Origin of the sequence: Acinetobacter sp. NEB149, assembly GCF_012516415.1 — a bacterium.
In the GTDB taxonomy this organism is placed as follows: domain Bacteria; phylum Pseudomonadota; class Gammaproteobacteria; order Pseudomonadales; family Moraxellaceae; genus Acinetobacter; species Acinetobacter lwoffii_V.
The window spans coordinates 2,440,486-2,462,912 of the sequence record NZ_CP051208.1 but is presented as its reverse complement, the minus strand read 5'-3'; the positions used below and the strand labels follow the sequence as shown (position 1 = coordinate 2,462,912).

The following is a 22,427-nucleotide window of genomic DNA, read 5'->3' as shown; positions in this document are numbered from 1 at the left end:
TGCTTAAAATAGCCCTTCAATTTTAAGTCAGGTTATCTCGTGGAATCATTCTGGATTTTAGGTTCGATTGCTTTTGCCCTGATGTTAGGCGCAATGAGTCCCGGGCCAACTTCTATTTATGTAGCAAAAAATTCAATTGCCATTTCACGTAAACATGGTTTATTTACTGCATTGGGTACTGGTCTCGGTGCAGCGATTTTTGGTCTGCTGGCGGTTCTCGGTTTGCAGGCATTTTTACTGGCAGTACCTTCGGCTTATCTGGCCTTAAAAATTTGTGGTGGTTTATATTTGCTTTGGTTGGCGTTTAAAATCATTAAACATGCCAAAGATCCGATCGAAGCGGATACAACCATTAGCAAACAGATGTCTTTACGCCGTGCTTTTACTACCGGTCTAATTACACAGTTGTCCAATCCAAAAATTGCAATTGTGCTAGCCAGTATTTTTACTGCGCTGTTGCCTAAAGAAATTCCAACGTATTTTTATTTTGTTTTGCCAATTCTATGTTTCTTTATTGATGCGGGCTGGTGTTCACTGGTCGCAGTTGCATTATCTGCGGAAAAGCCACGTCGTGTTTATTTGAAGTTTAAGGCCTTATTTGACCGCGCAGCAGGCGCAGTTATGACGGTACTTGGCTTAAAATTAATTTTTGGTATGAAGTAATTAACCTGAGTTCGATGAAATATTTTAGCTTTTTAGCAAGTTTTGGAAAGTTGGCTTATTTGGATTTAAGCAATAAGCCACTATAGCAGCCATAATATTCACCATAAAGTTATTCACCGAACGATGACGTGAATGGTCAATTTGATGTAAGTTTTTTAACTGATCAATCACTGTTTCGATCAATCCTCTTCTGCAAAGCAATTGTTTTTCTTCTTCAGTTTGGATGGGTTTATTTTTCATATTCTTGCGTGACGGGGTTAATAGTCTGAGCCCCCTTGCTGCTAAAGCTTCAGTTTTTGCTTTACTCAGATAGCCTTTATCGCCCAGTAAAATACCTTTTAACTCTTGGGTTAAAGATTCAAGTACAGCAACATCATGAACACTTCCCGATGTAATCTTGAGATTAATAATTTCACCCAAGTTGTTGATAACAATATGGACTTTAAATCCATAAAACCAACCTGTGCTACTTTTACCACGACCAGCTAAGCCTTTAAATACACGATGTCTTTTAATTCTAAGATTATGGCAAACGACCAATTTAGTCGAATCAATAATACAAATTCCGGTATCTTCTCCTTTAACTTGATGGAAGAAACTACTCAAAGCTTGCAAACAACGCGGCATAATTTCAATAAAACGATTGTAACTAAGAAGCTTGGGAAAAGCTGATTTCCAAAATGGGATGATCATATGACAATAAAAATATTTGAAAAATCTAAACCCGGATTTATGAAATAAAATGACAATGGTCATGACTTCAGACAAGCTTAAAGCTGACTTTTTCATTGTTGTTTTTTGATCAGAAATTAGAGCTTTCTCTAAAGATTCATTAAACTTTTTGCAGAAATCATCCAAGATACAAAATAATTCGGTAATATAGTCCATGAAAAAGCCTTGCTCTGAAATGTTTTGTCTTCGTAACCAAGATATTACAGATGCTAAGGCTTTTTTTTATTTATTTTTTATGTCGAACTCAGGTTAATTACTTCATATAGATGCTCTACTGATAAATAAAAAAGGCCCCTAGTCGTAGAGGCTTTTTTTATATCTATTAAAAAGTATTTTCTTCCGAATTAGCAGAAATACGATGAATCGACAAGTCTGCACCATTGAACTCTTCTTCCTCAGTCAGGCGAATACCCATAAAAACCTTAAGCAGGCCATACACCAAAAAACCACCCGCCAAAGCAATGACAATCGCCAGCACTGTACCTATGAGTTGTGAAATTAAAGAAACTCCTCCCATTCCTCCAAGCCATTGCTGACCGAAAATACCTACAGCTAATCCGCCAAAAGCACCGCAAACGCCATGTAAAGGCCAGACTCCCAATACGTCATCTACTTTGAGTTTATTTTGGGTATAGGTAAAGAGTTTCACAAAAATAATACCGGCGCTGATCCCGATAAAAAAGCACCCAAGGGATGAACGACATCTGATCCGGCACAAATCGCCACCAGACCTGCTAAGGGACCATTATGCAGGAAGCCCGGGTCATCTTTCCCCGCAACTTTGGCTGCTATTGTTCCACCGACCATGGCCATCAAAGAATTAATGGCGACCAGTCCAGAGATGGCATCCAGCCGCTGCGCGCTCATGACATTGAAGCCGAACCAGCCAACAATCAGAATCCAGGAACCCAAAGCCAAAAAAGGAATCGATGAAGGAGGATACGCGGTGATCCGGCCATCTTTTTTGTAACGGCCATGACGTGCACCAAGTAGGATTATTGCGGCCAGTGCGATCCAGCCGCCCATTGCATGAACGACAACTGAGCCGGCAAAATCATGAAAACTGGCACCAAATGTATCGGTCAGCCAATCCTGAAAACCAAGGTTGCCATTCCAGATCATACCTTCAAAAAAAGGATAGATCAGCGCAACCAGGAATAGAGTGGCTAAAGCTTGTGAACGCATTTTGGCACGTTCTGCAATCCCTCCAGAGATAATCGCCGGAATCGCTGCAGCAAAGGTCAACAGGAAAAAACAGCGCATTAGATTGTAGCCATGATCGGCAGACAAGGTTGCAGCATCATGGAAAAAGTGCTGACCGTAGGCAATATAGTAGCCCACTAAAAAATAGGCGATCGCAGAAATGGCAAAGTCGGTTAGAATTTTACTTAAGGCATTGACCTGGTTTTTATGTCGAACTGTTCCAAGCTCTAAAAAAGCAAATCCAGCATGCATGGCAAGCACTAGAACTGCACCGAGAAGAAGAAATAATAAGTCTATATTTTGCATGGTGCGTTCCAATTTAGTGCGCGGGATCACAAAAGAAAATCAGTATATAGAGGCGAATGGATTGTAGAAGAGGGCTAAGCAAGGGAAATTTTGATGAAGAATTTCTTGAAATTGATAAGACTCGATATAAAGCACAATACAATTTTTGTGCACCAAACTAAGACATGGCAGGAGTTCATAAAATTAAAATTTATATTATATTTTTAGGTATTTATATTTATCGTAAGAAAAACGGTGCTAAAAAAGCATGCTAAAGGTGCACATGAAAAATGAAAGATTTTTAAGAAAAAATTTAAAAATAAACGAAACTATTGCTTTTAAATCTCAAAGCGTCACTCAAGTTTTAAATTTACCAAGTCATAGGGAATCTGGCTGAAGGGTATTTAAAATAAATGAAACCCTAAAAAATTAGGGTTTCATGCTTAGATAAAATTATTGAAGTATTCAATTAATCTTTAAAATGTACCGGAATCCATTGATAGCTTTTATTGTCTTTAGAATAAATATGTCCAATCCCCGGAAATGGCAAATGTGGTGCTGCTACCGTCTGACCGTTTTTCGCATATTCAGCAAAATACTTTAAGCGGGTTTCGATCGCCTTTTTCGGATCGACATCAAAGTCAACGCCGGTCTGTGGGCGATCAAACTGCAGCGTATGTGAGTGCACAATATCTCCAATAAACACCATCTGCTGACCTTGTGATTTTAAGCTAAAACCAAAATGCCCCAGTGTATGTCCAGCCGAACTGATGACATCGAAAGCATGGATTTTATCGCCAGTTTTAAAGGTTTTAAGCTGATTCTTGGCCTGATAGGGTGCAATGGCTTTCTTGATTTTATCGACTGTGCCCAAAAAACCTGCCTGCTTGGCTTTTGGTAATTTGTCTGCTGTTTTAGGATTCATCCAGAAATCCAGTTCAGTTTGAGACACATAAATATTGGCATTGGGAAAATTGGCCACGCCATTATTGCTGATGCCGCATACATGGTCAGGATGCAAATGCGTGAGCAGGATGGCATTGACCTGTTCAGGTTTATGCCCTGAAGCCTGTAAATTGGAATACACTGAACCTAGGTGTGGACCATTACAGCTTGAAGTTCCGCTATCGACCAGAACCAGTTCTTTGGCTGTATTGACCAGAAAGGCATTCACGGATGTCTGGATGCCTTTGGCCTGATCGACGTAGTATGTTTTCAAGATCTGATCGGCTTGGGCTGCTGGAATATCTTTAAATAAGGCTTTGGACAGATAATTGCTACCATCCAGCAGGGCAGTAATCTGGTAATCTCCGAAGTTATGCTGATAATACCCCGGAACCTGTTTTTGTTGTTGGGTGCTAGAAACGGTTTGTGCATGTGTTTGAGAGATACCCGTCATTGAACCTAAAGCAAGCAGTGACATGACGAGAGAAGAGGTGAAGTATTTCATGGCTATTCTTATGTAATTAAAGTCAATTCTATGTATTAGCACGGATGCCAGCAAAAAAGAATATGAATATATTTACCATTTTTTTAAATAGCAATGCCGATTTGGCATCTGTACTAAAAATTAAGTCTGAATCTGTATATTGATTTTTTGAAAGTAAAGAATTTATTTTTGATGAAAATATTATTATAAATAAAATGCTTAGATACATTTCACTTTTTATGAAAAGCTCGTTAACATGGGGTATTACGAACAAGCTTTGGGTGTCGCGATGAGTTTTTGGAAAAGAAAAAACAATGCCAGCTTTGTATTTTTCATTATTACCTTATATTCACTACTGGGCTTTGGACTGGGCTATGTGATTTGGGAATTTGTGTTGCAAGGCTAAGTGACCCAGCAATAAAAAAGTCTCTAGAGATAGAGGCTTTTTTATATTTAAAACTTATTTAGCACATTCAGGCTGAGAACGGTCAATCACTTGAGTGCCTTCTACACGATAGCCAATCTGACCAATAATAAATGCTTGATTAAGCTGAGTAATTACCACATCAGAAAGTGCAACAGCACAACGGTCTTTTTCAATTGCGCGATCTACTGCTGTTTTGAAGTTAGGAATACCAAGTGGGAATAAAATCACAGGAACTTTATCTTCGCCTTTAACGCGTTCACCTTTCACAAACTGGTTTGAGTTTAGGTTGTAGTTTTTAGTAGATGCAACTGTCATGTCAGCCATACGTACTGAACAACCTGTAAATGCAATTGTAGACATCGCTAGAACTGAAACTAATAATTTTTTCATGCTTACCCCGAATAATTATAAAAGAATAAAAAAGCGCATTGATTTTATATTGAAAATATTAAAAATCAAGAAATTAAATTTAACTGATGATATAAAAAAGCCCCTACATACGTAGAGGCTTTCTTTGCTTAAAATGGAAATCTTAAGACACTTTATCACCCGGTTTAGCACCAGATTCAGGTGAAATCACCCAAACACCATCGCCATTACCCGCAGCTAAAACCATACCGTTTGAAATACCAAAACGCATCTTGCGTGGCGCAAGGTTAGCCACCATTACCACCAGTTTGCCTTTTAAGTCTTCAGGTTGGTAGAACTCACGAATACCACTGAACACATTACGTGGCTCAGCTTCACCAACGTTTAAAGTGAGTTGAAGCAGTTTTTCAGAACCTTCAACCGTAGCCGCTTCCAAAACTTCAGCAACACGCAGGTCAACTTTCATAAAATCATCAATATTAATGATTTCAGCTTCACCGACTTTAGGTTCAGCTTTCTTTTCAATCTTCTTCTCTTTTTTCTTCTCAGCTTTTGCTGGTTCAGCAGCAGGAGCAGCTAAAGAATCTTTAGATGCATCCACCATTGCCGCAACAGCTTTTGGATCTACACGTTGCATCAACGGCTGGAACAATGCAATTTCATGACCCACTAGAATTGTTTCGCGAGAAGCAAAATCGAAGCTTTCAAGTTGCAAGAAATCTTGAACCTGTTGAGCCAGTGTCGGCAATACAGGTGCTAAATACACTGCCAATTGACGGAACAGGTTAATACCCACAGAACATACGTCATGAACTTGTTGTTCCTGACCTTCCTGTTTCGCAAGTGCCCAAGGCTTTTTCTCATCGATGTACTGGTTGGCTTTGTCCGCAAGTGCCATGATTTCACGGATCGCTGCCGAGAACTCACGGTCTTCATATGCTTTTGCAATAGAATCACCCGCATCAATAAAGCTTTGCACCAGTTCAGGCTCTGCACATGTTGCACTTAACTTGTTATCAAATTTAGTGTTGATGAATTTTGCACAGCGGCTGGCAATGTTGACGACTTTACCAACCAGGTCGGAGTTCACTTTTTGTACAAAGTCATCCAGGTTCAAGTCCGAATCTTCAACTTTGTCTGAAAGTTTCGACGCGAAGTAATAACGTAGATATTCAGGGTTTAAATGCTCTAAATAGGTTTCCGCTTTAATAAAGGTACCACGAGATTTAGACATCTTCTGACCGTTGACTGTCAGGAAGCCATTTACGAATAAGCCTGATGGCGTACGGTAATTTGCACCTTCCAGCATTGCGGGCCAGAACAGGGCATGGAAATACACGATGTCTTTACCAATGAAGTGATAGACCTCATTTTCAGAATCTTTTTTCCAGTAGTCATCAAAATTCAATTCAGGACGTTTGGTTTTGATGTAGTTTTCAAAGCTCGACATATAACCAATCGGCGCATCCACCCAAACATAGAAATATTTGTTTGGCGCATCTGGAATTTCAAAACCGAAGTATGGCGCATCACGTGAGATGTCCCAGTCGTTCAAGCCATTTTCAAACCATTCGTCCAGCTTGTTGGCAATCGATACCGGCAAGCGACCTTCATCACGAGTCCATTTTTGCAGGTATTCACCAAAATTTGGCAATTTAAAGAAGTAATGATCAGATGATTTTTCGACTGGAGTTGCGCCACTTAAAGTGGAATGCGGATTCAACAACTCTGTCGCATTATAAGTTGCACCGCAGACTTCACATGAGTCGCCGTACTGATCTTCCGCCTTACATTTAGGACAGGTGCCTTTAATGAAACGGTCTGACAGGAACATGCCTTTTTCAGGATCAAAAAGCTGGGTCACCGGACGAACTGCAATATTGCCAGCATCACGGTTTTTCACATAGATTTCTGACGCACGGGCACGGTTGGTATCGCTATGCGTAGAATCATAATGATCGAAATGTACGCCAAAACCGTCAAAGTCACGAATGTGTTCTTTTTGCACATTGGCAATTTGCGCTTCAGGTGAAATGCCATTCGCTTCGGCACGCAGCATGATCGCGGTTCCGTGAGCATCATCCGCACAGACGTAAGTCACATCATGACCCATCGCACGCATGGCACGTACCCAAATATCTGCTTGGATATAGCCAAGTAAGTGACCCATATGAATCGGGCCATTGGCGTAAGGAAGGGCATTGGTGACTAAAATTTTACGCACGGATTCACTCTCTCATTCGTATTCATTATGCAATGGGCCATAATTTTACATGATGCCGAGGGGATTACAAAGAAATGCTTTACGGAAACCCTGCGAATAGATGGACTTGGAAAACCGAATACAAAACCTGCATCGTCCTTAGCATATAGCTTTTCAATACGGATTTGACTCAGCTCATGCTACATTCTGCAAATAATAGCAACAACATGTACAGGCTTTGTTGCAGTTTGCTTACTTCGCCCGATTCGCGTGATGCTTTGTGCTAAAAAATGGCTGATTGTTTATATGATATGCCTAAGGAGGGTACCTCATGACTCAGCAGAACCAAAATAATACGTCGAAGCAAAATCAAGATAAAGAACAACATGCACGCGAATTGAATGATCAACTTGCAAAAGAGCAAAAGCAAAATGAGATAGATAAACAGCATAATCAGGAACATAAGAATGGGCAAAGTGCCCAGACCCATGCTGATCAGAAATCTGATACTCAGCACAACGGCAAAGATACAAATGCTGAGCAATCAGCACAAAAAGACAATTCTCAAGAGAATCAGTCAGATAAAAAAACTGAAAGCTTTAAGATGGATGACTTAAAAGCCAAAGCGATTGCGATCGGTGAGGAACTATTGCAAAAAGGTGAAAAGCTTCTGAATGAGCTAAAACATGGCAAATCTGACCACCAGCAAAATACTGAGCAAGGTTCAGATGATGCGAAAAAGGCCAAAGCAGATCATGCCTCTCAAGATAAATCATCTAACAAGTCAGATAAACAGCATGCTAAAGATGGTCAGACCGATCAGCAGGCAGGTATGGCAAATTTAAAAGATGAAGCCATGCATAAGTTTGAAGATACCAGACAGAAAATCACAGACTTAGTCAGTGAAGCATCGGTTAAGTTCGCTGAGCTGAAACAGATGGCAACTGATACGATGAGTAAAATGAAAGATAACCAAGCGAAGGAAAGTAATTCTGATCAGCAGCAAGATGCCAAAGATACAGATTCAAAGAGCAATTCTCAGTCCAAAAAGGATGAATCGAAACAAGATCAGGATAAAAATAAAAAGGATCAACAGGACAAATCTGAAAACAATAAAAATCATAAATAGTCTGTGATCGTAGAGCCACTTTAATCACAGAGGGTTAAAGTGGCTTAACACGCTCGAGATAAATAAAAAAAATTTATTACATCAAAATAGTCCCATCTCTCTTTTAGACCTCTTGCGAAAGTAAAAACTGCCTCAATATAGATTTCATGAAATATCAGAAATTAAATCGTTTTTCAGATTCTGAATTCCAGCGCTTGGTTGGTGTACCTCGAGCAGTTTTTAGTGAAATGGTCGAAGTTTTAAAAGAAGCAGAATCACTTAAAAAGAAATTAGGGCGTCCTCATACTTTAGCTATAGAGGATCAATTATTATTAACACTCAATTACTTACGGAGCTACAACACCCAATTGGAATTGGCGGCAAATTACCATATCGCTGAAAGTAATGTGAATCGAACTATTAAAAAGGTTGAAGATGCATTAATGAAATCAAGACGTTTTACCCTGCCAAAACGAAGCATTACCACAGCAGACGAACAATTTAACTGGGTAATTATTGATGCGACAGAATGTTTAATAGAACGCCCGAAAAAAAAATCAGAGTAAGTTCTACAGTGGTAAAAAGAAGAAACATACGTTAAAAGCCCAAGTGATCTATCATCCGAAGAGCAAACAAATCATAGGAGTAGATATATCGTCTGGCAGTCAGCATGATATTAAATTGGCAAGAAAAACAGTTAAGAAATTCAAACATTGTGACTATGTTATGACCGATTTAGGGTACTATGGGTTAGAGCAAGATGGCTTTAAATTATTGATGCCAATAAAGAAAAAGAAGAATTTACCCTTATTTGATGCTGAGAAAAATTACAATAAAATGATTGGAAAAATACGAGTTGTAATCGAACATATTAACAGTCAATTGAAAAGATTTAGAATACTAAGTGAACGCTATCGAAATAGACGGAAAAGATTCGGTTTACGCATTAACTTAATCGCTGCACTGGTAAACCGGATGAACTTGCAATAACGACTTTCGCAAGAGATCTTTTCTTTCATTATTTCTATTCACCAAGATTTCATAAAATATAGGACTTACGCATTGACGGATTCAAAAAAGTATTAAAATACTTTATAAAGTATCTGTGATCAGACGAATTAAACATGCTTCTACAGCAACTTGTACATTACCCATTTATATGGGCTTTCTCATGACAGAACCGAACTCTATTAGCTGCACACAACTTGCCGAGACTTATAATATCTCGCATGATAGTGTAAATCGCTTTCTAGAGCGTGAAGACTACACACCTCACGACCTATATCAAGAATCAATTCAACATATTGATAATAATAAACTTATAGTCAGCATTGATGATACTGTTTTAGATAAACCATATAGTCAACATATGGACTTGGTTAGCTATTTTTGGTCAGGCAAACACCATCGATCCGTCAAGGGTATTAGTCTCATTACCTTGTATGCGACAGATCAAAATGGTCAAAATATTCCAATTAATTTCCGAATTTATGACAAATCTGAAAGTAAAACCAAGAATGATTACTTTATGGATATGTTAAGTGAAGTACTCAGTTGGGGTGCAAAGATTCAATTTATTACAGGTGATAGTTGGTATTCATCGACTGGAAATCTAAAAACCATAAGAAAATATGGTATTCGATTTATGTTTGGTATCGACTGTAACCGTAAGGTTTCCCCAGAAAAAGGACAATGGTTTCAACTGCGTTTATTGCCAGATTTCCATCAGGGTCAAGTGGTCTGGCTCAAAGATTTTGGCTTTGTACAATTATTTAAGACTCAGTTAAAAGAACAGCAGAGGTTTTATATTGTGCATCAAGATGAAGATGATTTATTGTCCTTTGAGGGTTTTCATGAATTGCATTCAAGTCATTGGAAAATAGAGCAATATCACCGGGTGATTAAACAGGTTTGTCATATTGAAAAGTTTCAAGTAAGACGATCTAAACTGATTTTGAATCATATTTTTTCAGCCTTGATGGCCTACGTTGAGATACAAAAGAACCAGTTTGAGCGGATCTTTGAAAATGTATATCGTTGGCAGAAGAAATTATTTAGACCAGTTATCAAAAACTTCATTGATGACTTTATTCTCGATAAAAATCATCTGCTACCACAGAGAATCTATAAATAATAGTGCGTAAGTCCTAAAATATTTCAAAAAACCAAGTAAAATAGTTGGGAATTTAAGATATCTCTTTCATCTTCTCCAATACAGTGCTTAACCTTCGCCTAAAACCCCGTTAAACTAGGCCATTCAGATGTCGATCTACATTTTTGGAGTAACCTATGTCCTGGCTTTCTTCGCTTAAATCGGTTTTTTCGCCTTCCAAGGAGGTGAACGAAGAAGCTGTGCAGAACGTACTGCAAAACTATATCTTGCCAAATTCTAGCAATGCCTTGAAAGATCGTATTACTCAGGTCAATGTACAGGGTGAAATTCTGCAAATCACTTTGAATACCTATCCAGAAGAAAAAGCGCAGCTGCAACAGATTCATGATGAACTGGCGGAAGCTTTGCAAAAATATGGTATTCAAGAGCTGAATATGCATGTGATTCAGCAGAAAACTGGACATAAGAAAGAAGGTGGTTGCGGGCATAACCATGCTGAAGGTGAAAACTGTTCAAGCGGGCCTAAAGCGGAAGCAAAACCCAATCTTCCGCCTGTGGTTGATGCGTCGGCACAGCCTGCAAAAGCTGAAGAAGCTGATCCAAATAATCCACCTATTCAAAAAGCTGCGCCGCAACAGCGTGATGTTCCAAAACACCCAAGGATTCAAAATGTGATTCTGGTGTCATCCGGCAAAGGTGGCGTAGGTAAATCGACCACGACTGTAAATCTGGCTTTGGCTCTACAGAAATTAGGCCTGCGCGTAGGCGTACTGGATGCCGACATTTACGGTCCAAGTATCCCGACCATGCTCGGCAATGCCGGCAAAACGCCAATGATCGAAGCAGAGCAGTTTGTCCCTATCGAAGCTTATGGAATGGCAGTATTATCAATTGGCCATTTAACTGGAGACCACAATACTCCAGTCGCCTGGCGTGGTCCAAAAGCCACGGGTGCATTAATGCAGTTATTCAATCAGACTCTATGGCCAGACCTCGATGTGCTGATGATTGATATGCCACCTGGCACAGGTGATATCCAGTTAACTCTCGCGCAGCGTATTCCGGTAACGGGCGCAGTAATTGTGACAACGCCACAAAACGTGGCCTTGCTGGATGCGACCAAAGGCATTGAATTGTTTAACCGCGTGCAGATTCCGATCATGGGCGTGATTGAAAACATGTCGACCCATATCTGCTCAAATTGTGGTTTTGAGGAACAGATTTTTGGTACAGGCGGTGGCGATAAACTGTCTGAGCAATATCAAGTCCCATTATTGGGTCGTTTACCTTTGGATGCTAAAATTCGTGAAAATGCCGATGCTGGAACGCCGTCAGTGATCGCGGGAGATGCTGCTGCAGAAAGCTATATGCTGATTGCAGAGAAAATTGCAGCGCAGTTACCTAAAGCAGAGAAAGACCATAGTCGAATTTTTTAATTCTATAGATAATTCAGATATTTAAGCCTTGGCTAAAAGCTAGGGCTTCTTATTTCTTATTTTTAAAATTAGCTCGATTTAAATGATCGAAATTGACTGAAATGACTATCGGGTGTTTATCCTGAAAGCTTATATAAATATTTGAATTAATTAAAATAAATAAATTTAAATTTTAGATCATATGTTCTCTTACAATTATTTTTTTGCAGCACTGACCGAATTCTTCTATGCTACTCGGATTAGAGCGAGGTCAAACTATGATTTCATGGTTTTTTATTGGTTTAGTGGCAACCATTCTTTTAACACCAGGCCCAACCAATACCTTATTGGCATCTTCAGGCATTCAGGTCGGATTTAAAAAAACATTTCGTTTAATTCCTGCGGAAGCCTTTGGTTATCTGATTGCCATTAGCTTATGGGGCATTCTGATCGGAAAAATTTCCGTTCATCTTCCGCTTTTACCGACCATTCTCAAACTTTTTAGTGCTGGCTATATTCTATTTCTCGCTGTGAAATTATGGCGGACTGCAGAAATAAGCGAAAATCTTGAAAATGTCTCGATTCGCGCACGAGAATTATTTTTGGCAACCTTGCTTAATCCTAAAGCACTTTTATTTGCCTCAGCGATCTTTCCTGTCATTGTCTGGAAAAGCGGCCAACATTATGTGACTCATATGCTGGTTTTCTTGCTTCTGTTGATCCCGATTGCATTCTTCTGGACTTTTCTGGGTTCAATCCTGGCCAGAAAAAACAGCCGCTGGCTGAACCAGAAAAACTTGCAAAAAACGGCTTCGCTGGTGCTAATGAGCTTTTCCATTCCTTTAAGCTATTCTGCACTTTTAAGTTTATAAGCTGATCTCAATCAGCAATTTTTTGGTAACTTGAGCTCTAAGACTTTCACTTATTTTCATTAGTGTCAATTTCAGTTAAAGTACGTCGCAATAACTTGTTTTTAAGATTTTTGGATTATATCAATGGCAATTAAGTCTGATCGTTGGATTCGCGAAATGAGCGAAAAACACGGCATGATTGAACCGTATGCAGAAAACCAGGTACGTTTGGATGAAAATGGTCAAAAGCTGATTTCGTATGGCGTATCTAGCTACGGTTATGACGTGCGTTGTGCGCGTGAATTTAAAGTATTCACCAATGTGCATTCTGCAATTGTTGATCCGAAGAACTTTGATGAACGCAGCTTTATTGATATCGAGTCGGATGTTTGTATCATTCCGCCTAACTCGTTTGCTTTGGCGCGTACGATCGAATATTTCCGCATTCCACGTAATGTCTTGACCGTGTGCTTGGGCAAATCGACTTATGCGCGTTGTGGCATCATTGTTAACGTGACTCCGCTTGAGCCAGAGTGGGAAGGACACGTAACTTTAGAGTTTTCAAATACGACCAATCTTCCTGCGCGTATTTATGCAGGTGAAGGTGTAGCGCAAATGCTATTTTTTGAATCTGATGAAGTCTGTGAAACCTCGTATAAAGATCGTGGTGGTAAATATCAAGGTCAGACAGGCGTTACTTTGCCGAAGACCTAATTGTTTTAAAATATTGAATGACGGGACTTTATGTCCCGTTTATTTTTTTGAGATTTTCATTCATCGGAAACTGCTATTTTTCGCCTAATTGGCTTTGGCATCTGTATTAAAAATCAGCATAATGGATTCCGCATAACCATAAAAAATATGCAATGCATTATAAAAAATCAAAGATTGGCGGCTGGGAAGCTGAAGCATAAGGTGCGGAGCATCGAATAAAAAGGAAAGAGTGAGATGGCTCAGATAAAAGATATATTTAAATTTCGCAAAAGTTATTTGGCGATGACAATCGGTTTCAGCCTGTTGCCTTCTGCACATGCGATGCAGGAATTATCAGATTCTTCTCTTTCTGACACCACCGGTGAGGGTGTTGCGCTGGTACTTGATGATTTTAAAATGGTGTTTCAAGGTCCTAAAGATCTTTCTGCTAGTTCTAGTTATGCCAGAGGCATTGAAAACCCCGGACAAGCAGATACAGGCTTTATTCGTATTATCCCGACGGGTGAGAATTACAACCAACTTGGGCAGCGTGTATACGACAAAGTTTATAAATCTACATATGATAATGCTTTTCATGTTGAAAGAACGCAGAATTATGCAACTGAGTATCAGCAAGCCTATGATACCTTAAAAACTGATTTTTATAATGATAACGGCTTTGTTGCACAAACCTATCTGTAAAGGCTTTTTCAGCGATATAATTTTCAAATGAAGAAGCCTACACACAAAATCTACCGCACAACCAATTGGCCCGCATATAACCGAGCACTCATGAGTCGCGGAAATATTGCCATTTGGTTTGATCCTGCTACGCAATGGTATGCGCCATCAAAAGGCAAACAAGGGCGAAATCAAACCTACTCCGACGCAGCCATCCAATGCTGCTTAATGATTAAATCCTTATTCCGTCTGTCTTTACGTATGGTCACTGGCTTTGTGCAAAGTCTGATTAAACTTTGCGGATTAAATTGGATAGCGCCAGACTACACTACAATTTGTAGACGACAACAGCATATTGATATTGCAATCAGCTACCAAAAAAGTAGCGATGGGCTGCATCTACTCGTAGACTCTACAGGCATGAAGTTTCTAGGTGAGGGCGAATGGAAACGCAAGAAACATGGAGCTGAATATCGTCGCCAATGGCGTAAACTACATATTGGTATAGATGCCAAAACCCTACAAATACGCGCTATTCAGCTCACAACCAATAATGTCAGTGATTCACAGGTTCTTGGTGATTTACTTAATCAGATTCCACAAGATGAGCAGATTGACTCTGTTTATACCGATGGAGCTTATGACACCAAGCAATGCCGTCAGGTCATTGCAGATCGGCAAGCACATGCGGTGATTCCACCTAGAAAAAATGCGAAACCATGGAAAGATACAAAGAGTAGCTCGCTAGAGCGAAATGAATTACTTCGAACAGTTAAACGTTTAGGCAGGACATTATGGAAAAAATGGTCAGGCTATCATCGCCGCAGTTTGGTGGAAACCAAGATGCATTGCATCAAATTATTAGGCGATAAATTAATGGCAAGAAGCTTTCCTAGTCAGGTGAATGAAATTCATGCACGTGTAGCAGTCCTCAACAGATTTACGGAATTAGGTCGACCACTTACCCAAGTTACGCCTTAAATTTGGCTCAATTAGGGGCGCTTTGCATTTCAAATCTTTGTGCAACAAAGCCTATCAGATAACTCTTTGACAGAAATTGGTGGCGATGGTGGTTCATGGGGAATCGGTATTCCTATTTATAATTTAAATGCCAATGTTGCGTTGTCTGGAACGACTTATGGAACAGACAATAAGCAAGCAATTGCTTATAACATTATGGCATCTACAGAAGGCTATGGAATTGACAAGAAAACCGGTTTACCAAGCACAACCTCGATTATATTGATTGATGGTAAAAATGGTGAGCATGGTGAGGCTGTTAACTATTATGCTGGTTTTAGGAATATCGATGCTTTGATCAAGTCAGAAGGAATTATTAGTTATAAAGATGAAGGTATTTATATTCGCGCTGATAAGCTGCTGATTGGAGCCAAAGCTGAGCTTGCGATTGGTCAATTACCAGGATCTAAATATAATTGTACCAATGCATCGATCACTAAATGCGGGGGCTATGTGCCTCACGATAATTTTTCTAAACGTGATGATGTCCTGACTAATATTGCTTTTAAACTTGATGGAAATGGTGAACTTCTGATTATTCCTGGTGTAGACCCAACTAGCAGTTCACCAGATACCAACTTCCTGTCATTTAATGCAAACTTTGAGTTTAGACCCCTTACCGCAGAAGAAAATGCCAACAAAGATAATCTGGGAAGCTATTTTAGTATCGCCAATGAAGATATTGATTCAGCCGGGGTATTAAAAACTTCGTCAATTAACTTTAACCGGATGGAAGGTCATTTGGGTGTCAAAGCAAAAGTTCGTGTCAGTGCAGATACAGTGACTTTGGATAATCAGGTCAAACTCAATTATGAAAATAATATTGCAACACCATTTAAGACCAATTTTGCCATGGCGACCAATGGCAATATGCAAAACATGGCAAGTATTGCACTGACTGGTGGAACCATTCGTAGCACGATGGGAATCACACCACGTTAAAAATCAGGATGAGAAAAATGAAAAAAATAATATTAAAAAGTCTAGTGGTAGCTATGATGGGCCTAAGTGGTCAGGTATCTGCATTAACCTCATTGGAAGACCAAGAGCTCTCAGAAGTCAATGGGCAGGCTTTATTGTCAATGGAGGTTCAGTCTGGATTTAACCAGATGGATAATCTAGGAGCTACTTATGACCAGAGTAATATCTCATTTTATAAATTAGGCCTGGAAGCCGAGATGGAAATTAATACCAATATAAAAAAGCTACAACTCGGGTGTGGCGGTGTTAATGGTGCAACCGGCTGTGATATTGATATTGATCATATTGCCTTAAGTGGTAATCCTACGAATGGCGCGGATCGTGCCGCGACTTCAGCTCTGATTACTAATCCATTTGTACAATTTGCCATAAAAAATCCAAATCAGGCATCTACACGTGAAGTTTTAGGTTTCCGTTTAAGTGCGGAAAAGATTTCAGGTCTATTGACAATGGGGACAGAAAATAGTGCTACACCAAATGGTATTAACAGTTTCAGTGGTTATATGAAAACAAAATCTTCATCAGGAGTTGCAACAACCGCTCCTCGTGTCATGGATTATGCTGCAACTGGAATGAATATTGAGGGCACGGTAAAAGGCACTATATTAGGTCAACCATTACCTCTGGATTTACATTACACATCTAGCAATTATGCTTTCCAGTTAAATTCTACAACAGCACCTTTTACTATTCCTGCTACGATAGTGTCAGGAACAAGAATGAAAGAAGTTGTACTAAAAGGGACAGGGACAGTAGGTCGTATTGATTTTAAAGGACCATTAAAAGCAGAATTATTGGATGGAGCATTAAAATTAGATAAAGATATTACAGGCTACTTAACCGGGCTACAGACAGACATTACCGTTAAACAAAATCTCGGACTTATTCATGCTTTATATTTAGATAATCCAGCTTCACTCTCCTTGCAATCCCAAAGCATCTTATGGCCTGGCGCAGCAGTCGCGGCAAAACAAGGATGGTGGATGGCCATGGAAGATGAAGTAGATTTAGGAAGTATTTCACCTTCATATAGTGTGCCAATTTCAGATGCTGTTTTAAAGCAAACTATTACAGGAATTAACCATGATTTAACCACTAATGTGCGAGATTGTGGGAGTCTAGTTTTTGGTTGTGTGCTAGGGAGTGCGCTTGATGTAAAGGAAATTAAAAATCCTGCACTACTTGATTTCCCTCTCACTAATTTAACTTTACAAGGCCAGAATTTTAAACCGAACTGTTTCGGTGGACATAAATTCTGTTAAGGGTGCGATAGCCATAAAAAATCCCGCCAGATGCGGGATTTTTTATAAGAAAGTGAAATTATTTAGCAATCTTCGCCAATAATTCTTCTTTCGAGATATTTACTGATTCAGCATCACGGCGGCCTTTATATTCAAAAGTACCTGCATCTAAACCTTTTTCACCGATCACAATACGGTGTGGAATGCCTGTAAGCTCAAGATCAGAGAATTTCACGCCCGGACGTTCATTACGGTCATCGAGTAACACGTCAAAACCTGCAGCTTGTAATTCAGCATAGAGTGCTTCCGCAGCTTCCATAGTTCGTGGAGATTTGTGTGCATTCATCGGCACAATGGCAACTTCAAACGGTGCAATGGCAGTTGGCCAGATAATGCCCTTCTCATCAAAGTTCTGCTCGATTGCAGAGGCCACCACACGCGTCACGCCAATACCATAACAACCCATTGTTACAGTAAATGGTTTGCCATCTTCACCCAATACTTTACAACCCAACGCTTCAGAGTATTTTTGACCCAACTGGAAGATATGACCTACTTCGATACCACGTTTGATTTGAAGCGTACCTTTACCATCTGGAGATGGGTCACCTTCAGCCACGTTACGTAGGTCATAAACTTCAGTGAACTGTGCATCACGTTCCCAGTTTACACCAGTTGCGTGTTGATCTGCTGCATTTGCACCCGCAACAAAATCAGACAATACGGATGCTGCACGATCAACAATAACGCTTACACCTTTTTCGACCAGACCTTGAGGACCGACAAAGCCAGCAGTTAAGCCAAGGGCTTGCAGTTGTTCTTCAGTAGCAAATGTTAAAGGTGCAGCAATTAAAGGATGTTTTTCAGCTTTAATTTCATTCAGTTCGTGATCGCCACGAAGGAATAAAGCAACCACAGGTGCATCTTGACCTTCTTCAGTCGCAACACCTTGAACCAATAAGGCTTTTACTGAATGAGCAGGGTTCGTACCCAAGAATGCTGATACATCTGCAATGGTTTTTTGATTTGGTGTATCTACCAGTTTGAGTTCTTGTGTAGGTGCCGCACGTTCACCGACAAGTACTGCTTCTGCCATTTCAATATTGGCTGCATAGTCAGATTCAGTCGAAAATGCGATATCATCTTCACCGCTTGAAGCCAGTACGTGGAATTCGTGAGAACCTGAACCACCGATTGAACCGGTATCTGCTTGTACTGGACGGAAATCTAAACCAAGACGGGTGAAGATTTTGCAGTAGGCTGCATACATGTCGTCGTAGGTTTGTTGCAGTGATTCCTGGTTGGCATGGAAAGAGTAGGCATCTTTCATAATGAATTCACGTGAACGCATTACGCCAAAACGTGGCCGAATTTCGTCACGGAATTTGGTTTGTACTTGGTAAAAGTTTGCAGGCAATTGCTTGTAGCTTTTTAATTCGTTACGTGCAAGGTCAGTGATCACTTCTTCATGCGTCGGACCGAGAACAAATGGGTTGCCATGGCGGTCGTTGAAGCGTAAAAGCTCAGGACCGTATTGTACATAACGACCTGATTCTTCCCATAAAGATGCAGGTTGAGTCACCGGCATATAGACTTGAAGTGAACCGACTTTGTCCATTTCTTCGCGAACGATCGCTTCAACTTTATTTAATACGCGAACGCCCATCGGCAACCAGGTGTATAGACCTGAAGCCAACTTACGAATCATACCGGCACGAAGCATGAGCTGATGTGAAATAACCTCAGCATCGTTCGGGGTTTCTCTTAACGTTGCAAATAAAAAGCGACTCGCGCGCATGGAAACTGTCCTAAAAAATTAAGCGTTAAAGCAGGGATTATACAATAAAAAATGAGGTGAGCTTTTGGGAATGTCACCTCATTGTGTTGCATTAAATTATGCCATGATTTTACGTGCCTGACGCAGCATAAAATTCTTAAAGTCATCCAGGTAAGTAAAGATCACCGGCACCACCACCAGGGTCAGCAGGGTAGAGGTAATTACCCCACCAATCACCGCATGCGCCATCGGTGCACTTTGTTCACCACCTTCACCTAGCCCTAGGGAAAGTGGCACCATGCCCATGACCATCGCGCTGGTAGTCATCAGAATAGGACGCAAACGGGTTTTACCAGCGGCAATAATCGCATCATAACGGTCTTCGCCGCGGTCCATGGCCTTCTTGATGAAGTCGATCAGCAGAATCGCATTCTTGGTCACCAGTCCCATCAGCATGATAATGCCGATAATCGAAAATAGATTCATGGTGGAATTAAACAGGAATAAGGCCAGAAACACGCCAATCAGCGACAATGGCAGTGAGGCCATAATTGCTGCAGGATGAATAAAACTGTTGAACTGCGAACCGAGCACAATATAGATAAAGACAATCGACAGGGTAATCGCAGTCAGTGCATAACCTGCGGATTCTGCCATGTCGGCATTGGAGCCTTGAGTGTCGAAACTATAACCCGGTGGCATATCGAAATTTTCTTGCAAGCGGCTGATATCCGTCCCGATGTCGCCTGCAGGACGTCCTGAAGTATTGGCCTCGACCAGAACTTCACGTGCCAGATCACGTCGATTAATCTGCGAGGCGCCCAGTTTTTCTTGAAATTTGGCGACACTCGAAAGCGGGACCAGAACTGGTTGATTATTGGCATCGGTTTTATTCGAGGTGATATACATATTCTGTAAATCGCTAGGCAAGCTGCGCTGGTCTTCGGTCAGGCGCAGATTCACATCATAGGTTTCACCTTTTTCATCCTGCCAGGTCGTGACATCATCACCGGCAATCAGCGGACGCACTACATTGGCAATCTGATTGACCGATAAACCTAAATCACTGGCCAAGACGCGATTGATCTGTACATCAAGAGTCGGCTTGGGTTCTTTTAATGAAGTTTCCAGATCGACAATGCCATTAATCTTCGCCATTTCCGTCATAAAGCGATCGGAAATTTTTTGCAGTTCATCTAGATCCGGACCTTTAATCGAAATCATGATCGGCTTCTGGCCACCTGAAACGGTTTCATCGGCGGATGCCACCGAGGTAATGCTGATTCCTGCAACCGATTGTAGACGCTGGCGGAATTCATTATTCAGGTCATTCAGGGTCTTTTCACGTTCGGTACGCGGCGTTACAGTCACCCGTAAACTGACATGGTTTTTACCGCGGTCAGTTGCGCCATTAATCACCCCATAAGTGGCTTTGACATCCGGATGCTGACGAATAATCTGATCCACCTGCTGCAGTTTGGCTTGTGAATATTCAAGCGATGAATCGACCGGTGTTTCAAACTTGATCCGGATTTCGCCTTTATCCGGGACCGGTACAAATTCGGTGCCGATCAGTTTGGATAAACCCAAAGCACCAAATAATGAAGCGACCGCAATCAGCAGGGTAATAAGCCTAAAACGTAAGGCCAGTTTTAATAATTTTTCATAGACATGGCTTAAGTTATCCAGCTTGCCGGAGATCCAGCTAAAGAAACGTTTCACCCAACCTGGTTTTTTGTTTGGATCTTTTTTCTTTTCTGCCCAGTGTGCAGAAAGCATCGGATCCAGAGTAAAGCTGACAAACATTGAGATCAGAACGGCCATACTCACCGTGACCCCGAACTGGTAGAAGAAACGGCCAATAATTCCGCCCATAAAGGCCACAGGCAGGAATACGGCGACAATGGTCAGTGTCGTGGCCAGCACGGCTAAGCCAATTTCTTTGGTGCCATCGAGCGCGGCAGTCACATGATCTTTGCCCATATCGGCATGCCGAACAATATTTTCACGCACCACAATCGCATCATCGATCAACAGGCCAATACTCAAGGACAGCGCCAGCAAAGTCATCATATTGATGCTAAAGCCAAAGGCCCAGATAAAGGTTAGCGTGCCTAAGAGTGCAATGGGCAGGGTTAAGCCGGTAATCACGGTTGAACGGAAAGAACCCAGAAAAAGTAGGACAATCAGCACAGCCAGTACCGCACCTTCAATAATGGTTCGGGCTACATCGCCAATGGTGCCGCGGATACTTTTAGAGGAATCTACCACTACTTGTAAAGTAGTGCCTTGAGGAAGCTGCGCCTCAATACTTTCTAAAGCTGCGTAGCTCTTGTCGACTACTTCAATGACGTTTGCATCTGAACTGCGCAAAATATCAATTGCCACTGCGGTTTTACCATTCAAAAAGGCAGCCGATTCCAGCTCTGCCTGACTGTCTTGAATATTGGCCACTTGTCTCAGGAAAATCGGTACGCCGTTTTTATTGGCAATGACCAGATCGCCGAAGGCGAGGGGATGCAAGACTTTGGAATTGATTTCAATGACCAGTTCCGAATTACCCGATTTAAGTGTCCCCCCTGGGACTTCGATATTCTCGGCCTTTAAGGTATTGATGACACTGTCCACACCGATGCCAAAGGCTTGCAGTTTTTGCGGTTGCACCTGAATCCGGATCTGGCGCTGTGCATCACCCAGCAGATTAACCGTTCCGACCCCAGGGACTGTGCGCAGTTGTGGCACAATCCGCTGATCCAGATAAGAACTGAGCGCTTTTACATCCATATTGTCGGATTCAAATACGATCGACATCACCGCATTCGCCGTCGGGTCATAACGTTCGACAATCGGTTCCTGAATTTCATCCCGGAATTCAGCAGTCACAGAGGCGACTTTATCCCGCACGTCCTGGGCTGCTGTGGTCGATGTCACATCCAGATTAAATTCGGTGGTGATGATGGACAAGCCTTCACTTGATTGGGAAATCACCTGTTTTAAACCGGAAATGGTATTGATCTGATCTTCAAGTTTTTTGGTGATTTCCGATTCAACCGTTTCCGGAGAAGCACCCGGATAGTTGGTATAGATCACCACAAAAGGGAAATCGACATCAGGAAATTCTTCAACGCCCATGCGCTGCCAGGAAGCCAGTCCCAGTACCATCAGGCAGAACATCATCATAATGGTGAAAACCGGATACTTCACACTAATTCGGGTAAACCACATATCAATGATCC

At 41.0% G+C, this 22,427-nt stretch carries 16 protein-coding genes and 3 pseudogenes; 12 read left to right on the top strand and 7 right to left on the bottom strand.

All coding sequences use genetic code 11. The features are described 5' to 3' along the window. The first annotated feature begins 39 nt into the window (after window positions 1-39). The gene (locus HGD77_RS11790) at window positions 40-663 is read left to right on the top strand and encodes a LysE family translocator (protein ID WP_004732032.1); all 624 of its coding nucleotides are present in this window, start codon (window positions 40-42) and stop codon (window positions 661-663) included. Window positions 664-687: 24 nt separating this feature from the next. On the opposite strand, the gene HGD77_RS11785 is transcribed toward HGD77_RS11790, so the two are convergent. From HGD77_RS11785 to HGD77_RS11775, 3 genes and pseudogenes are all read right to left on the bottom strand, one after another. Further along, window positions 688-1,551, bottom strand: coding sequence for an IS982 family transposase (locus HGD77_RS11785; protein ID WP_168730847.1), 864 nt, complete (start codon window positions 1,549-1,551; stop codon window positions 688-690). A gap of 166 nt (window positions 1,552-1,717) precedes the next feature. Continuing rightward, a pseudogene (locus tag HGD77_RS11780) lies at window positions 1,718-2,904 on the bottom strand (ammonium transporter). 448 nt (window positions 2,905-3,352) lie between these two features. Then, a complete protein-coding gene (locus tag HGD77_RS11775; protein ID WP_129717839.1) occupies window positions 3,353-4,333 on the bottom strand; it encodes an MBL fold metallo-hydrolase in 981 nt (326 codons plus the stop codon). A 268-nt stretch (window positions 4,334-4,601) separates the two neighbouring features. On the opposite strand from HGD77_RS11775, the gene HGD77_RS11770 reads away from it, so the two are divergent. Further along, window positions 4,602-4,718, top strand: a complete 117-nt coding sequence (locus HGD77_RS11770) for a hypothetical protein (RefSeq protein WP_086044934.1) — start codon at window positions 4,602-4,604, stop codon at window positions 4,716-4,718. Window positions 4,719-4,772: 54 nt separating this feature from the next. Here HGD77_RS11770 and HGD77_RS11765 read toward each other — a convergent pair whose 3' ends face one another. Both HGD77_RS11765 and metG read right to left on the bottom strand, forming a co-directional pair. After that, window positions 4,773-5,129 (bottom strand): hypothetical protein, encoded by a 357-nt coding sequence (locus HGD77_RS11765; RefSeq protein ID WP_004280734.1) that lies wholly within the window; start codon window positions 5,127-5,129, stop codon window positions 4,773-4,775. A gap of 142 nt (window positions 5,130-5,271) precedes the next feature. After that, complete coding sequence (gene metG / locus HGD77_RS11760; RefSeq protein WP_004732025.1) at window positions 5,272-7,332, bottom strand: methionine--tRNA ligase; 2,061 nt, start codon at window positions 7,330-7,332, stop codon at window positions 5,272-5,274. A gap of 310 nt (window positions 7,333-7,642) precedes the next feature. On the opposite strand from metG, the gene HGD77_RS11755 reads away from it, so the two are divergent. The 10 genes and pseudogenes from HGD77_RS11755 (at window position 7,643) to HGD77_RS11710 (ending at window position 17,435) form a co-directional block, all read left to right on the top strand. Then, window positions 7,643-8,440 carry a hypothetical protein gene (locus tag HGD77_RS11755; RefSeq protein ID WP_004732024.1) on the top strand — a complete coding sequence of 266 codons (798 nt, stop codon included), beginning with the start codon at window positions 7,643-7,645 and terminating at the stop codon, window positions 8,438-8,440. Between the two features lie 146 nt (window positions 8,441-8,586). Then, window positions 8,587-9,409 (top strand): IS5 family transposase gene (locus HGD77_RS11750; protein WP_085064288.1). Its coding sequence is split into 2 segments (ribosomal slippage): window positions 8,587-8,967 and window positions 8,969-9,409, totalling 822 coding nucleotides; the frame shifts between segments, so codons are not numbered across the junction. Between the two features lie 115 nt (window positions 9,410-9,524). Next, the gene (locus HGD77_RS11745; RefSeq protein ID WP_168730846.1) at window positions 9,525-10,553 is read left to right on the top strand and encodes a transposase; all 1,029 of its coding nucleotides are present in this window, start codon (window positions 9,525-9,527) and stop codon (window positions 10,551-10,553) included. Window positions 10,554-10,708: 155 nt separating this feature from the next. Next, window positions 10,709-11,968, top strand: a complete 1,260-nt coding sequence (apbC, locus tag HGD77_RS11740) for an iron-sulfur cluster carrier protein ApbC (RefSeq protein WP_005265950.1) — start codon at window positions 10,709-10,711, stop codon at window positions 11,966-11,968. A 257-nt stretch (window positions 11,969-12,225) separates the two neighbouring features. After that, window positions 12,226-12,819, top strand: coding sequence for a LysE family translocator (locus HGD77_RS11735; protein ID WP_004732019.1), 594 nt, complete (start codon window positions 12,226-12,228; stop codon window positions 12,817-12,819). A gap of 123 nt (window positions 12,820-12,942) precedes the next feature. Continuing rightward, window positions 12,943-13,512: a dCTP deaminase gene (gene dcd, locus HGD77_RS11730; RefSeq protein WP_004280726.1), complete on the top strand. Its 570-nt coding sequence runs from the start codon at window positions 12,943-12,945 to the stop codon at window positions 13,510-13,512. Between the two features lie 234 nt (window positions 13,513-13,746). Then, window positions 13,747-14,166: pseudogene (locus tag HGD77_RS11725) on the top strand (hypothetical protein); the annotation flags it as partial. Window positions 14,167-14,220: 54 nt separating this feature from the next. Then, complete coding sequence (locus HGD77_RS11720) at window positions 14,221-15,153, top strand: IS5-like element IS17 family transposase (RefSeq protein WP_080631276.1); 933 nt, start codon at window positions 14,221-14,223, stop codon at window positions 15,151-15,153. Window positions 15,154-15,204: 51 nt separating this feature from the next. Then, window positions 15,205-16,134 (top strand): annotated as a pseudogene (locus HGD77_RS11715) (hypothetical protein); the annotation flags it as partial. A 17-nt stretch (window positions 16,135-16,151) separates the two neighbouring features. After that, entirely contained in the window at window positions 16,152-17,435 is a 1,284-nt protein-coding gene (locus tag HGD77_RS11710; protein ID WP_004732009.1) for a hypothetical protein, read from the top strand. A gap of 58 nt (window positions 17,436-17,493) precedes the next feature. On the opposite strand, the gene HGD77_RS11705 is transcribed toward HGD77_RS11710, so the two are convergent. Further along, window positions 17,494-19,212: a proline--tRNA ligase gene (locus HGD77_RS11705; protein WP_004732007.1), complete on the bottom strand. Its 1,719-nt coding sequence runs from the start codon at window positions 19,210-19,212 to the stop codon at window positions 17,494-17,496. Window positions 19,213-19,308: 96 nt separating this feature from the next. Continuing rightward, a complete protein-coding gene (locus HGD77_RS11700) occupies window positions 19,309-22,416 on the bottom strand; it encodes an efflux RND transporter permease subunit (RefSeq protein ID WP_129716297.1) in 3,108 nt (1,035 codons plus the stop codon). Window positions 22,417-22,427 lie beyond the last annotated feature (11 nt).